The following is an 11572-nucleotide window of genomic DNA, read 5'->3' on the forward strand; positions in this document are numbered from 1 at the left end:
CTTTGCCTGTGAAACTACTTTACACTGCTTTACATTTTTTAATCAACTTTTGTTACTTCAGTAAACCTGATGCAAATTATTAGTTTTGCTTATTTTAAAAATATGATTAAGTAAAAAATTGAGATATTAATATTACCTAGCCCTATGAAGCGGAAAGAATTTATTACCATATCTTTCACAGCACTACTACTGAAAGCCTGCAACCAAAATCCAATAAAAATCTGGAATTATTTATCTAATCAGCTTTCACGAACTTTAGAGACGCCAAGTGCTGTAGGATGTCTTGCAATCAATCTTAGAGCTAATTACCTGGGTGCGGATTTTGTGTTAGTCTGCGGAGGCGGACAATGCTTGTGTAGTAGCGAATTATATTCGCCCAAAACTTTTCAAACATCCTCTAAGCTCGACTTTATCCAAAATTAAGAACTCGGTTTCTTTATCTGGCAAAAATCGTGGCTTTTTGGCAAATACTTTTTCTACGTCACAGAGCATAGATAAAGTTCAAAAAGTAAAACTACTGTCCTACATAGGTTTCAGCGATAGCGATCGCGTTGCGAAAAAAATGGATAAAGTAGAGCTAAGGAGACTTAGACAAAAATAAAGCTCAAAAACCCAAAGTTGCGATTATCCTTAACCCAACTGTATGAGATTACTTCTTTACTAAAAAATACGCTGTGGCATAGTCTGGCAATTGTGTGATATTCTGCCCAAATTCTTTTTTATTCTTAAAAATACCTGCCAAAAAATCGAGTTGATAAAGATTGGGTAAAAAGGCTCCGCCTGTATCAGCAATAACTCCCATTTGCAGATGTTGGCGACCACCTTGGGTATGCTCAATTACAATCACTTTACCTAAACCGATATTCAAAACATCTCCAGCAAAAGTGACTCCGGGTTTTATAGAAATTTTTGCATCTATTTTGTATCCATAACCTTTAATCGCATCAACTTCTCTAAAATACCAATAACGCTTTTGTGCTGTTGCCTTTAATCCTCGAATATAAGACATTCCATTATTTCTGTCTACATTAAAAAAAGCCTTATAACCATCTGTAAAATTAATCAGGATTGTTCCTTCCATAATTGCTTCTTCTAAGCCATTTCTGGTTAGGTAAGCAAGAGTTGTAACCTTGCCAAATTCTCTACCACCTGGTTCATAAATACCAGACAAAACATCCTGTTTTGTGTATCTAGTGTAGAACTTATCATGATTAGAGTTTTCTTTTAAACTATAAATTGGTGTATTAAAAATAGAGGTTTTTTTACGAGAACCAAGGTGTGTAAAAACAGCATATTTGGTAATTCGTAATTGTTTTTGTTGCTTACTCTTCGGGTTGTAGGCAGACCATTTAATGACTCGAAAATTGGTATTGATAAACTTAGGATCTTGTAGACGAGTAGCTCGATTATTCGCAATATCCTCCTTTAAAATAGCAATCATGAAATCCAAAGTCTTGAGGACATCTGCTACAGTAACCCCTTGAGTGGCAAGTATTCCTGTACGTATAATATCTGGATCTTCTGAAGCATAATCTTGAAAATATTTTCTAGTATTAACAAGAACAGTGAATAAATCTTTTTGATTGAAGTTAACTTTACTACTTGGTAGTTTTCCTGGAGTAACAATCTGGCTGCCATTAATGCTAAATTTAGATTTTTTAAACTCATCTACAACTGGATAGGGTGCAGATGCTACTAAAAGATCCTGCTGAGATGAAAAAACATTTTGCTTCCCTATAATTTCATCAGGTATTTGTTGCGTGACAAAAGTATTTTGAAATCTTGAGGTAATTGAATCAGTAACTTGATTTGAAGTGAAAGAAATCTGTGATTTAAGTGAGGCAAAATTTTCTTTTTGAGTAAAAAACTGATCTGGTTGAGCTATCTGTTTAGTTTTTGACTGAGTATATAGATGGCTACTGGCTAAACTAATAAGTAGTAAACCAGCAAAACCTACAGTAAGGCGGAATTTTTGCTTAAATAAGATATTCATAAATTGGAAAATAAATTCCTATTGTCTCTTACTATCTTCAATACGTGAATTTGGAATTGTTTAAGTTTCTACCACCTCACGCACTAACTGCGCCAACTTTTCGGCACTATCAGGAACAGCGATCGCATGAGCTTTTTCCCCCATCATTGCTAACTCTTGTGGTGACTGCAATAAGTTCAACACATTACTTTGCAATGCGCCCGTCGTCAACTCCGATTGCTTCAAGGTTAACGCTGCACCCGCTTTTGTAAATACGTCTGCATTGTAAGATTGATGGTCTTCGGCGGCAAAGGGGTAAGGAATCAAAATCGCTGGTGTTCCACACACTGCCAATTCTGTCAAGCTACCTGCGCCAGAACGACTAATAGCAAGAGTTGCTCGTTGCAACAAAGCCGCCATATTGTTGTAAAAAGGTAAGGCTATGTACTGTGGATGTTTGAGACTATCTGCTTCGGAATCGCGATCGCCAGTTAAATGTACTACATAAATACCAGCATCAAACCAAGCTTTTGCAGATTCGCGTACCAACTTATTAACCGCAACAGCACCCTGACTACCACCAAAGACGACAATTAAAGGAACACCATCAGGAATCGCTAAATCCAGTGGTGCATTAATTGCCCCATCCAGAAATTGCGCTCTTACGGGAGTACCAACACAGACATTTTTGGCACGGGGTAAATACTTAGCAGCGACTTCAAATCCCAAAGCAACCGCACTACACCAAGGGCCAAAAAAGCGAGTTACTTTACCTGGTAAGGCATTAGATTCGTGGAAAACCACGGGTAAACCAAGGGAACGCGCTGCAATGACGGCTGGCCCGGCAATGTAACCCCCTGTGGTAAACACTCCTTGAAAATTTCCCTGCTTGAGAATTCGTCTGACTTCTAGAATCGAAAGGGCGAGTTTACCCAAAATCCGAATCGAGGAGAGTCCAAACCCTTGCTGAAACCCTTCAACTGCAATAGTATTCAAGGGATACTGTTTGGGGACAAGTTGAGTTTCTAGCCGATCGGGCACTCCCAGCCATTCTATTTGATAATCTGGAAGTTTTTGTGCCAGTGCGATCGCTGGAAACAAATGTCCACCAGTCCCACTGGCAGCTATTAATAATCGTATCGGTGCGTTTGCCATCAAACCTCTACCGTTTAGGGTCTAGCTTAACTAAGATAAAACAATTTGCTTACTTTCTCTAATCAAATCAGTAAACTCTTACCAATGACTAACATTATTACCGCCTTAGTAAGACGCCAACTCAGATTTCCAGCAAATATCTGGCTGGTTTCCTTCCTGCTGACTATTGGTTTAATAAGTGGTTGGCAACGTACTCCAGCGGCCACACCACAGCAATTAGCCCAAGCTGGTACAGCCCAAAATGCACCAGATGATCTGAAAAACCTGTTGACAGAAGTTGATGCAGCTGCCAGCCGGGGCGATGTGAAAGGGGTATTGCAATTCTACAGCCCCAATTTCACTCATGGGGATGGATTAAACCTCCAAACTCTAGAAAAGTCTTTGACTTCACTTTGGCAACGATATCCGAAATTGCAATACACTACAAAACTGCTATCTTCAAAACCGGAAGGCAATGGGACTATTGCTGAAACAGAAACGAAGATAACTGGCTTACCCTCCGGTAACAATAATAAGTTGTCTCTCAATGCCACGATTAAATCGCGTCAGCGCATTGAAGGTGGAAAAATAGTCCATCAAGATATTTTGTCAGAACGCACCCTACTTACCTCTGGTAGCAAGCCGCCCCAAATTGATATTAAGTTACCACAGCAGGTGCTAGTTGGTCAGAAGTATAATTTTGATGCGATCGTCCAAGAACCTCTTGGTGATGATTTCCTACTAGGAACTGCCCTAGAGGAAGCCATCCAACCAGATAAATTTCTCAACCCCACACCCGTGGATTTGGAATTACTGACATCTGGCGGACTGTTTAAAGTGGGACAAGCACCATCTACCCCTGGTAGCCAATGGGTTTCTGCTGTCATCTTGCGGGGTAATGGGATGACTATGGTAACTCAGCGTCTACAAGTGGTGAAAAAGTAGAGACGCGATGAATCGCGTCTCTACAAGAGTTAGGAGTTATAGCCCGAGTGATGATAAATTATGAACGATGAAACTTGTGCTAATTCATAATTCATAACTGCTAACTCCTAACTTATCCTAATGACTTCTCTACAAAATCAAATCATTTTGATCACTGGTGCAAGTAGTGGTATTGGCACTGCTTGTGCCAGAATCTTCGCTGGTGCGGGTGCAAAACTTATTTTGGCGGCACGAAGGTTAGAACGTTTGCAGCAGCTAGCAGATACTCTTAATAAGGATTTTAGTACTGAAATTCATTTATTACAGCTAGATGTGCGCGATCGCAGCGCTGTTGAATCTGCCATTGCAACTCTACCCCCCGCCTGGGCTGACATCGACATTCTCATTAATAATGCTGGTCTCAGTCGCGGTTTAGACAAGTTGCACGAGGGCAGCTTTCAAGACTGGGAAGACATGATTGATACCAACGTTAAGGGTTTACTTTACCTCTCCCGTTATGTCGTTCCGGGAATGGTGAGTCGCGATCGTGGTCATGTAGTAAATTTAGGTTCCATTGCCGGACATCAAACCTATCCCGGTGGCAATGTCTACTGTGCTACCAAAGCTGCTGTCAGAGCAATTTCTGAAGGTTTAAAACAAGACCTGTTGGGAACGCACGTCCGTGTAACTTCCGTTGACCCTGGTATGGTAGAAACGGAATTTAGCGAGGTGCGCTTTCACGGAAATACTGAACGCGCCAACAAAGTCTATGAGGGAGTTACACCCCTAACAGCAGATGATGTAGCTGATGTGATATTTTTCTGTGTGACGCGATCGCCCCACGTCAATATTAATGAAGTTGTGCTGATGCCTGTTGATCAAGCTAGCGCTACCCTAGTTAACCGACGAACATAAAAATAATCCTTGGGTATAGGGAAGAACCTCAATGCCCCAGGTGTTCCGCCGCTATTACCCAATGCATTTGAACTGCCAGACAAAGCCCGATTATTGCTTTGTTTTTGGTGAAGTAATCTTTAGTGCATTGATATGAAAGGGAACAGGGAAGAGGAAAACTACGCTGCCCCTTGTGCTTGTGGGCGGCGTAGTTTCTACCTACCTTGGAAAATAAGGATTTTTTCGCCCACAAGGAGCGAAAGCGTGTAGCGGGACGTTCGCGGTAGCGTCTCGTAGAGAAGTACGACTGTGAACTACCCTGCCGTAAGACGGACGGGGCTTCCCAATTCATTGGGAATAGCCATCAATTACTCCGTAGTTTTTTTGGTCTGACATTCCCTCCTCTTGTCAGGAGTCCTGGTTCCCAAGACCCAAATCTTTCTCTTGCGACATATACCTATTAGCTTGGTTTTCGCTTGTGGCATTGATGGTCAAGATATTAAGATCCTAACCAGAAAATCGTGACGCTGTTCGCGAACATCCCCCGCTCACAATACCTACCATTAGAGTACATTGAAGGTGGGGACTTCCGCGACACGTTAAACCAAGATCCGAGGCTAATTCTTCTATTCCCTATTCCCTGTTCCATAATTATTAAAACCCAAAAAGGATCTGCTGTGAAGGCTGTAATTAGACTAGCTCACGAAAGTGATGCCTTAAAAATGCTGGCAATTTATGCGCCAGTTGTGCGGGAAACTCCAATTTCTTTTGAAATAGAGCCTCCCAGCCAAACGGAATTTGAAGGACGCATTAATAACTATCAACAGCAGATGCCTTGGCTAGTGTGTGAAATTAACGGTGAGCTTCTAGGTTATGCCTATGCTACTCCCTACCGGACTCGTGCCGCCTACCAATGGTCTGTAGAATCATCTGTGTACGTAAATGCTGAACATCGCAGAAAAGGAGTTGCTAAAGCTTTGTACACTTCCCTTTTTGGGTTGCTGCAACTCCAAGGATTTTATAATGTTTTTGCTGCGATCGCTTTACCTAATCCAGCAAGTGTCACTGTGCATGAAGCTGTCGGTTTTTCACCTGTAGGTGTGTTTTGCAGAGTTGGATATAAATTTAGTGAGTGGCACGATGTCGGCTGGTGGCAACTATCTCTACAACAAGAACTACCCTTCCCTGTAAATCAGCCTCTTTCTTTGCTAGAAGTTCAAAAATCATCTCTGTGGAATGAAGTTTTAAGAAGTGGTCTTTTATTACTTCGCATTTAATAAGCTAAAAAACTCATTCAGAAATTGCAAGTCTTCTTGCTTTTTCCAACTGGTTAGCATTGTTGAAGTTTCAGAGTATCCGACTCGCCGCGAGTGTTCGTACCATGCTTCTGTCCTTGCAGCAAGAGCGCGGTTGTAAACTAATCGAGCGCAACCCATCGTCATCTTGAGCAATGTTTCTTGCTCAGAAGTTGGATAGAATCGGTACTTGAATGCTTTTTGTGTCATCCAGGTTTCAAAATGGACGAGGTTAAGGTACGAAAATCGGATTAATAAGTCCAGTTTTGCTTAGTCTGCAAACTATAGGTTCCATCTTTCACATTCACCCGCTCAGGAATTAGATTTAAATCTCTAAATATATTTGCCTGATGTTGTAGAGCATTGAGCGATTGGTCGTCAATCGGGATGATAGCGCGTTCGCCACTATGTTTCTGTAAAAGTTCTACAATAGATGGATCGATTTCATGGTGTTCTGCCAATCGTTGAACAGCTTCTAATTCCTGCCTCTTAGCCCAAGTTCCAGCTTCGTTTACCTCTTCTAAAATCACCTTGAGTAAGTCGGGATAGTCACGTACCAGTTCTGGAATCGCGTAGTAATAGGTGGGAACTTCCACGGAGGCTTTGTCACCAAATATGCTCTCTAGGTCTGTAATCGATCGCCCTGGGTAAGCGCTTCGGGCAAGAGTAGCTGTGTAGGGAACCCAAATTACCCAAGCATCGAGTTCACCCCGGCGGAATCGCGGCAGCGCCTCCGGTTGGGTGAGATAAACTGGCTCGATGTCGCTAAAATCGAGGCCGACTTTTGCCAGCGATCGCACAAGTATATAATGTGCGCTTGAGCCTTTGTCAAAAGCGATCTTTTTACCCTTCAGGTCTGCTAGTGTCTGAATCGGCGAATCTTCCGGTACTAAAATTGCTTGACCTTTAGGAGCGGTATATTTTTCTTTAGCCACCCGCACAAATACATGATCTGCCGCTTGAGAGAAGATGCTGGCTGTACCACCGCCGCCGCAGAAATCAATTGTCCCATTGCTCAGTGCTTCTATCAGAGCAGAGGCTGATAAAAAACTTGTCCAGGTAACACTCAGCCCATAAGGTCGCAAACGGTTTTCCAGCAAGCCTTGATCGCGGAGAACTTCCAGATTTGTCATCCCTTCTGGATATCCAATTTTGAGTTGCTTGAGCCGCCGCGCTTGCTCTGCTAAAGGCGTGTTGCTAGATTGGGCAGAACGCTGAGAAAACCAGCGATCCAAAACTATACAGAAAATTATCCCCCCCATAAACAGTCCCACGGTTTCCAGCAACTGGATTGTGGAGCTTTTAGATAGTTGGAACTGATTACCAGATTCAGAAGCAGCAATAGCATGACCGTCAAAAACTAGAGGTAAGACCAAAATCGAGACAAGTCCGATGGAAAATCGAACTGCAAACCTGTAAGTAGCCGATCTATGAGTGGCTGATCTGAGCAACCGTAAGATGTTTTGACCTGTGTATCTAGGCAGAAGGTCAATCAAACGGCTAATCATAATGACTCCTTTGATAAATATAGGTAATGGAAATCGCCGAATGAATTGGAGATGGGGGATAAAGTCAAAGCACCGCTTGATATGTATAAACTACCAGATTTGCTCGCTTGTTACACCCAATATGCGATACTCACATTATCATATCGATATTGTGGTAATTCTCTACAAAGGTTGAGCGATCGCTAGTTTCGGTTATCAGATAGGTGTTGAGTGAGGATTGGTGATGGATTGGTTAATTGCAACAATTAAGATCGGGCTAGCTGCGGCTGTGGCAACAACGTTTGATGACAATATTTATCTGACTGCTTTTTTTAGTGAGGTTAATCGGACTTTTCGTCCTCAACATGTTGTGGTTGGTGAAATTCTAGGATTCACGGCATTGGTGATAGTAAGTTTACTTGGTTTCTTACTGGGTCTAGTAATTCCGTCAACTTGGACTGGTTTACTAGGGATTCTGCCGATACTCATTGGCTTGAACAATTTGCTCAACCTGAATAAGGATGATTCAGCCGAAGATAAGTCAGCCAATCTGAAAAGAAACTCTAAATTTCGAGGATTTGATTCCAGAAAGCGATCGCTCTGGGACGTAATTCGCGATCCTCAGACCTATCGCGTCTCCTCAGTAACAATTGCCAACGGCGGCAACAATCTTGGGATTTATATCCCTCTGTTTGCCACTAGCTCAATCCAAAATCTCAGTGTGATCGTACCAGTTTGCTATTTCATTGTTTTTTGCTGGCTGTTTATGTCCTATAATCTGACTCGTCTACCTGGTATCGCTTTGGTACTCAGCCGTTACGCTAGCAAGATTTTCCCCTTTGTGCTGATGTGGCTGGGTTTCAGAATTTTGATGGACAGCGAATCCTATCGGATTTTTCTCCCGAACAATTGACCAAATAATTCATAATTCATAATTAAAAAACGCTTACCTTCCCCCACTGAATTAAAAATTAAGTGGTCAAAAAGATAGTGGATAGTTCCGCATGATTACACTGATTTATTTTTAGAAAAGTACGGGGGCGAACTGCGGAAACAGAGCCTCGGCATTCCTGCGATTAATTGCTGAACTTAGGCTATATAGCAATCTTGCGGCTAAGTTAAGTCGGTGAGAAAAATTCAATGTATATGAAGAAATATAAATTAGCTGTAGGGTGTGTTATGCCTTATAGCAACGCACCTGAGATTGTTGACCAAGCCTCGTTGGGGCGGGAGTAGGGAGTAGGGGAAATAGATGTACCCCAACAACCTCCTGGGTACAAGCCCCGTCTTGAAAGACGAGAGCATTGGCCCGTGGTTTCAAGCCCCGACCAATGCCGTCTTCCCTACTCCCAACTAAGAGTTCCCTACTCCCTGTTTCTTGACGGTGCGGCGCTTGGCGACAACACACCCCAATACTGTTCGGTTAAGGCAAGAGACGCGATAAATCGCCGTCTCTACAATAATCAGTTCTTCGTCTTGACGGTGATTTATCGCGTCTTTGTGATCTAGAATTTTCATCAAAAAACCTTAACCGAACCGTATTGGGATGCTAGCTTGTTGCAGGCGGTGGCGATTACTAGCACTCATTAACGACCACAATTGGCAGGTTCAGAAAGCCTTCAAAACCTGTATCTATAACAAATTCAATTTCTACATCTGACCGTCCTGGAGGACAAAGTATTACACTCATTCGAGCTTGTAGCCCGACCACAGTACCGTGTATCACTTACTACTCTGTCCTAATTAATGTTCCACCAATGGCATAGACAGCATTAAACCCAATCCGTCCCGCCCAAATTGGCGCATCCGATTGTTTAGCTTGTAATCGACGACTCGTTATTAACAAATCATCCCCAATTTCATAGTCATCGGTTTCAACATTAATTGAAATAATTTTGCCAATATTTTCTGCTGTCTCAATTTGAGTACGGAGATTTTCATAATGTTTTTTGCCCCGTCGAGTAATTTCTTCGCCGCTAAGTTTAGGGTAAACCATAGCCATTCTCCGCATTCCGGCGCTAATTATTTGTTATCGATATTCTAAACTAGAATTCCCCATTCAAGCGATCGCCCAACCACGGTCGATCTGCCTACTCAATCCAGTCTATGGGAGATGGGCGATCGCAATTCTCAAACGAAGGATGCGACTGACCGCAGTATGGTAGTTACCAATAGCGAATGACTCCATAATTGTCTAGCACTGCATCCACGCTAATGATCGGCATCTTTTCTCTGAGTGCTTGGGCAACCAAAAGCCGATCAAAAGGATCTTTATGATGGAATGGCAGAGTCACGATCGCAGCTGCATGAGCAATTTTAATCGGTAATATTTCCAATTCGTTAACTTGGATTTGATGCTCCATCCACGTTTCAAAATTTCCCAGGTTTGATACTTACCAATACTAACTTTGATCGCAATTTCCCAATTGTTGCAGGACTGAGCAAGATGTCATTGAGGGGATCGACAATCAAATCACAGGCGACTTGACTAAGGGCGCGATCGTTGGGTACAAACCAGAGGAATGCCTGAGTATCGAGCAGAAACTTCATGGTATGTAGTCGTGAAAGTCTTTCAAGTGGGTTTCGTCTTCGGATAGGATGGTTAGGGTTCCGATTGCACTACCAGGCGTGCGGGGCTTGCGGGGTGGTTGGAGTTCAGCAATTAGTCTGGCGACAGTGCTATCGCCTACAAAAATCTGCACTTCTTCACCGGGTTGCAGATTTGCAATCAGTTCGGGTAAACGAAGTTGAGCTTCTGTTAATGGAATCCGTGTCATTTTTTTGTGTTTTTATGTGACTGCTCTTGCTTAATTTTACAGGTATCTAGAATCAGTGCGATCGCAGTTTGTTTGATTAACAATGATAATTCGATGACGATCGCCTGAGCCAATTTTCCCTGATTCTGGCGATCGCTTGACTTTTAAGGTAGTTGCTATCAGATTAGGCGATCGCACAAATGCTGATTCAACGCTACAAATTAGCGATCGCGGTTTACCAATGCTAGGATTTCATTAACTCGATTCAGTGAACTCGTCATGAAAATCCAACAAATTCTTGATCGTCAAGGGATTGTTCATACCGATCCAGAAATTATGAGCGGAGTTCCTGTCTTTGTTGGCACACGGGTTCCCTTACAAACCTTTTTTGATTACCTAGAAGGTGAATCAGGTTTGGCTGAGTTTCTACAAGACTTTCCCCATCTGAAAACACCAGCATTGCAAGTTTTGGAAGTGATCGCGAAAGCGATGCTAGACCAGGAGCGAGAAGCTAGTGCTAATTCTGCTTGATGAAAACCTACTCAGCAAAAAACTCAAAAAACCGTTCCTAGATGTAGGATACACCGTGCAAAATGTGGAAGATATGGGCTGGCGCGGCACAAAAGATCGAGAACTTTTAGCCCTAGCAAATATATTTCCATTCGATGTTTTCATCACATCTGACAAAAACTTGCCCTACCAGCAAAATTTGCAAAATCTAGCGTTGCGGGTTGTAGTACTCAACGCCAGCAGTACCCGTCCCGATCATCTACTGCCTCTGATGGAGCAAATCATCTCTCTGCTGCCATCCTTAGTTCCTGGTTCCATCACGTTGATTGATGATGCAGGTGATATAACTCCTTTTAACCTAAGCAATAGTTGACTTTCCTGAATCAATCAACAAAGTGAAAAGCGATCGCACTTTATTTAAGCTAATGAATCTGGAGCTTCTGTAAATGGAATTCGTGTCATTGTTTCGTGCTTTTATGCGATCGCTATTGCTGAATTTTAGAGATATCGTAACTGCCTAGCTAGTAGTAATAGAGGAAAGGAAAACAGAGACATTACCTTCTAAAGCATCAGTAATAACTTCGAGGAGATTAAGACCAT

The 11572-nt window shown here is 42.4% G+C and carries 17 protein-coding genes; 7 read left to right on the top strand and 10 right to left on the bottom strand.

All coding sequences use genetic code 11. The annotated features are described in order from the left end of the window. Window positions 1–649: 649 nt before the first annotated feature. Both V7K67_RS18580 and murG read right to left on the bottom strand, forming a co-directional pair. On the bottom strand, window positions 650–1993 hold the full coding sequence (locus V7K67_RS18580; protein WP_334732504.1) for a hypothetical protein: 1344 nt from the start codon (window positions 1991–1993) through the stop codon (window positions 650–652). Between the two features lie 60 nt (window positions 1994–2053). After that, on the bottom strand, window positions 2054–3127 hold the full coding sequence (gene murG / locus V7K67_RS18585) for an undecaprenyldiphospho-muramoylpentapeptide beta-N-acetylglucosaminyltransferase (protein WP_334732503.1): 1074 nt from the start codon (window positions 3125–3127) through the stop codon (window positions 2054–2056). A gap of 84 nt (window positions 3128–3211) precedes the next feature. Between murG and V7K67_RS18590 the strand changes: the two genes are divergently transcribed. From V7K67_RS18590 to V7K67_RS18600, 3 genes are all read left to right on the top strand, one after another. Next, entirely contained in the window at window positions 3212–4051 is an 840-nt protein-coding gene (locus V7K67_RS18590; protein WP_334732502.1) for a nuclear transport factor 2 family protein, read from the top strand. Window positions 4052–4171: 120 nt separating this feature from the next. Then, window positions 4172–4945, top strand: a complete 774-nt coding sequence (locus V7K67_RS18595; RefSeq protein WP_334732501.1) for an SDR family oxidoreductase — start codon at window positions 4172–4174, stop codon at window positions 4943–4945. A 500-nt stretch (window positions 4946–5445) separates the two neighbouring features. Then, complete coding sequence (locus tag V7K67_RS18600; protein WP_335167870.1) at window positions 5446–6201, top strand: arsinothricin resistance N-acetyltransferase ArsN1 family B; 756 nt, start codon at window positions 5446–5448, stop codon at window positions 6199–6201. On the opposite strand, the gene V7K67_RS18605 is transcribed toward V7K67_RS18600, so the two are convergent. Further along, window positions 6187–6429, bottom strand: a complete 243-nt coding sequence (locus tag V7K67_RS18605) for a helix-turn-helix domain-containing protein (protein WP_334732499.1) — start codon at window positions 6427–6429, stop codon at window positions 6187–6189. The two genes, V7K67_RS18600 and V7K67_RS18605, sit on opposite strands and share 15 nt — an antisense overlap. Window positions 6430–6470: 41 nt before the next feature. Continuing rightward, a complete protein-coding gene (locus V7K67_RS18610) occupies window positions 6471–7727 on the bottom strand; it encodes an aliphatic sulfonate ABC transporter substrate-binding protein (RefSeq protein ID WP_334732498.1) in 1257 nt (418 codons plus the stop codon). A gap of 51 nt (window positions 7728–7778) precedes the next feature. On the opposite strand from V7K67_RS18610, the gene V7K67_RS18615 reads away from it, so the two are divergent. After that, window positions 7779–7913, top strand: a complete 135-nt coding sequence (locus V7K67_RS18615; RefSeq protein WP_334711429.1) for a hypothetical protein — start codon at window positions 7779–7781, stop codon at window positions 7911–7913. 37 nt (window positions 7914–7950) lie between these two features. Further along, window positions 7951–8619: a cadmium resistance transporter gene (locus V7K67_RS18620; protein ID WP_334711428.1), complete on the top strand. Its 669-nt coding sequence runs from the start codon at window positions 7951–7953 to the stop codon at window positions 8617–8619. 440 nt (window positions 8620–9059) lie between these two features. Here V7K67_RS18620 and V7K67_RS18625 read toward each other — a convergent pair whose 3' ends face one another. From V7K67_RS18625 to V7K67_RS18650, 6 genes are all read right to left on the bottom strand, one after another. Then, a complete protein-coding gene (locus V7K67_RS18625; protein ID WP_334732497.1) occupies window positions 9060–9224 on the bottom strand; it encodes a hypothetical protein in 165 nt (54 codons plus the stop codon). 211 nt (window positions 9225–9435) lie between these two features. Further along, entirely contained in the window at window positions 9436–9702 is a 267-nt protein-coding gene (locus V7K67_RS18630) for a hypothetical protein (RefSeq protein ID WP_334732496.1), read from the bottom strand. Window positions 9703–9871: 169 nt separating this feature from the next. Further along, a complete protein-coding gene (locus tag V7K67_RS18635) occupies window positions 9872–10069 on the bottom strand; it encodes a type II toxin-antitoxin system VapC family toxin (RefSeq protein WP_334732495.1) in 198 nt (65 codons plus the stop codon). 7 nt (window positions 10070–10076) lie between these two features. Continuing rightward, a complete protein-coding gene (locus V7K67_RS18640; protein ID WP_334732494.1) occupies window positions 10077–10256 on the bottom strand; it encodes a hypothetical protein in 180 nt (59 codons plus the stop codon). Further along, complete coding sequence (locus tag V7K67_RS18645) at window positions 10253–10483, bottom strand: type II toxin-antitoxin system Phd/YefM family antitoxin (RefSeq protein WP_334732493.1); 231 nt, start codon at window positions 10481–10483, stop codon at window positions 10253–10255. The genes V7K67_RS18640 and V7K67_RS18645 overlap by 4 nt, the downstream gene beginning before the upstream one ends. 36 nt (window positions 10484–10519) lie before the next feature. Beyond that, window positions 10520–10660, bottom strand: coding sequence for a hypothetical protein (locus V7K67_RS18650; RefSeq protein WP_334732492.1), 141 nt, complete (start codon window positions 10658–10660; stop codon window positions 10520–10522). Window positions 10661–10741: 81 nt separating this feature from the next. Between V7K67_RS18650 and V7K67_RS18655 the strand changes: the two genes are divergently transcribed. Beyond that, on the top strand, window positions 10742–10993 hold the full coding sequence (locus tag V7K67_RS18655) for a DUF433 domain-containing protein (RefSeq protein ID WP_334732491.1): 252 nt from the start codon (window positions 10742–10744) through the stop codon (window positions 10991–10993). After that, window positions 10977–11345 (top strand): hypothetical protein, encoded by a 369-nt coding sequence (locus V7K67_RS18660; protein ID WP_334732490.1) that lies wholly within the window; start codon window positions 10977–10979, stop codon window positions 11343–11345. Before V7K67_RS18655 ends, V7K67_RS18660 begins: the two co-directional genes overlap by 17 nt. Window positions 11346–11572 lie beyond the last annotated feature (227 nt).

The sequence above is a fragment of the Nostoc sp. genome, assembly GCF_036917155.1.
Classification (GTDB): domain Bacteria; phylum Cyanobacteriota; class Cyanobacteriia; order Cyanobacteriales; family Nostocaceae; genus Nostoc.

Coding starts and splice junctions, on each gene's coding strand:
- V7K67_RS18580 (WP_334732504.1), bottom strand. CDS start 1,993: ATGAATATCTTATTTAAGCAAAAATTCCGCCTTACTGTAGGTTTTGCT.
- murG (WP_334732503.1), bottom strand. CDS start 3,127: ATGGCAAACGCACCGATACGATTATTAATAGCTGCCAGTGGGACTGGT.
- V7K67_RS18590 (WP_334732502.1), top strand. CDS start 3,212: ATGACTAACATTATTACCGCCTTAGTAAGACGCCAACTCAGATTTCCA.
- V7K67_RS18595 (WP_334732501.1), top strand. CDS start 4,172: ATGACTTCTCTACAAAATCAAATCATTTTGATCACTGGTGCAAGTAGT.
- V7K67_RS18605 (WP_334732499.1), bottom strand. CDS start 6,429: ATGACACAAAAAGCATTCAAGTACCGATTCTATCCAACTTCTGAGCAA.
- V7K67_RS18610 (WP_334732498.1), bottom strand. CDS start 7,727: ATGATTAGCCGTTTGATTGACCTTCTGCCTAGATACACAGGTCAAAAC.
- V7K67_RS18615 (WP_334711429.1), top strand. CDS start 7,779: ATGGGGGATAAAGTCAAAGCACCGCTTGATATGTATAAACTACCAGAT.
- V7K67_RS18620 (WP_334711428.1), top strand. CDS start 7,951: ATGGATTGGTTAATTGCAACAATTAAGATCGGGCTAGCTGCGGCTGTG.
- V7K67_RS18625 (WP_334732497.1), bottom strand. CDS start 9,224: ATGAAAATTCTAGATCACAAAGACGCGATAAATCACCGTCAAGACGAA.
- V7K67_RS18630 (WP_334732496.1), bottom strand. CDS start 9,702: ATGGTTTACCCTAAACTTAGCGGCGAAGAAATTACTCGACGGGGCAAA.
- V7K67_RS18635 (WP_334732495.1), bottom strand. CDS start 10,069: ATGGAGCATCAAATCCAAGTTAACGAATTGGAAATATTACCGATTAAA.
- V7K67_RS18640 (WP_334732494.1), bottom strand. CDS start 10,256: ATGAAGTTTCTGCTCGATACTCAGGCATTCCTCTGGTTTGTACCCAAC.
- V7K67_RS18645 (WP_334732493.1), bottom strand. CDS start 10,483: ATGACACGGATTCCATTAACAGAAGCTCAACTTCGTTTACCCGAACTG.
- V7K67_RS18655 (WP_334732491.1), top strand. CDS start 10,742: ATGAAAATCCAACAAATTCTTGATCGTCAAGGGATTGTTCATACCGAT.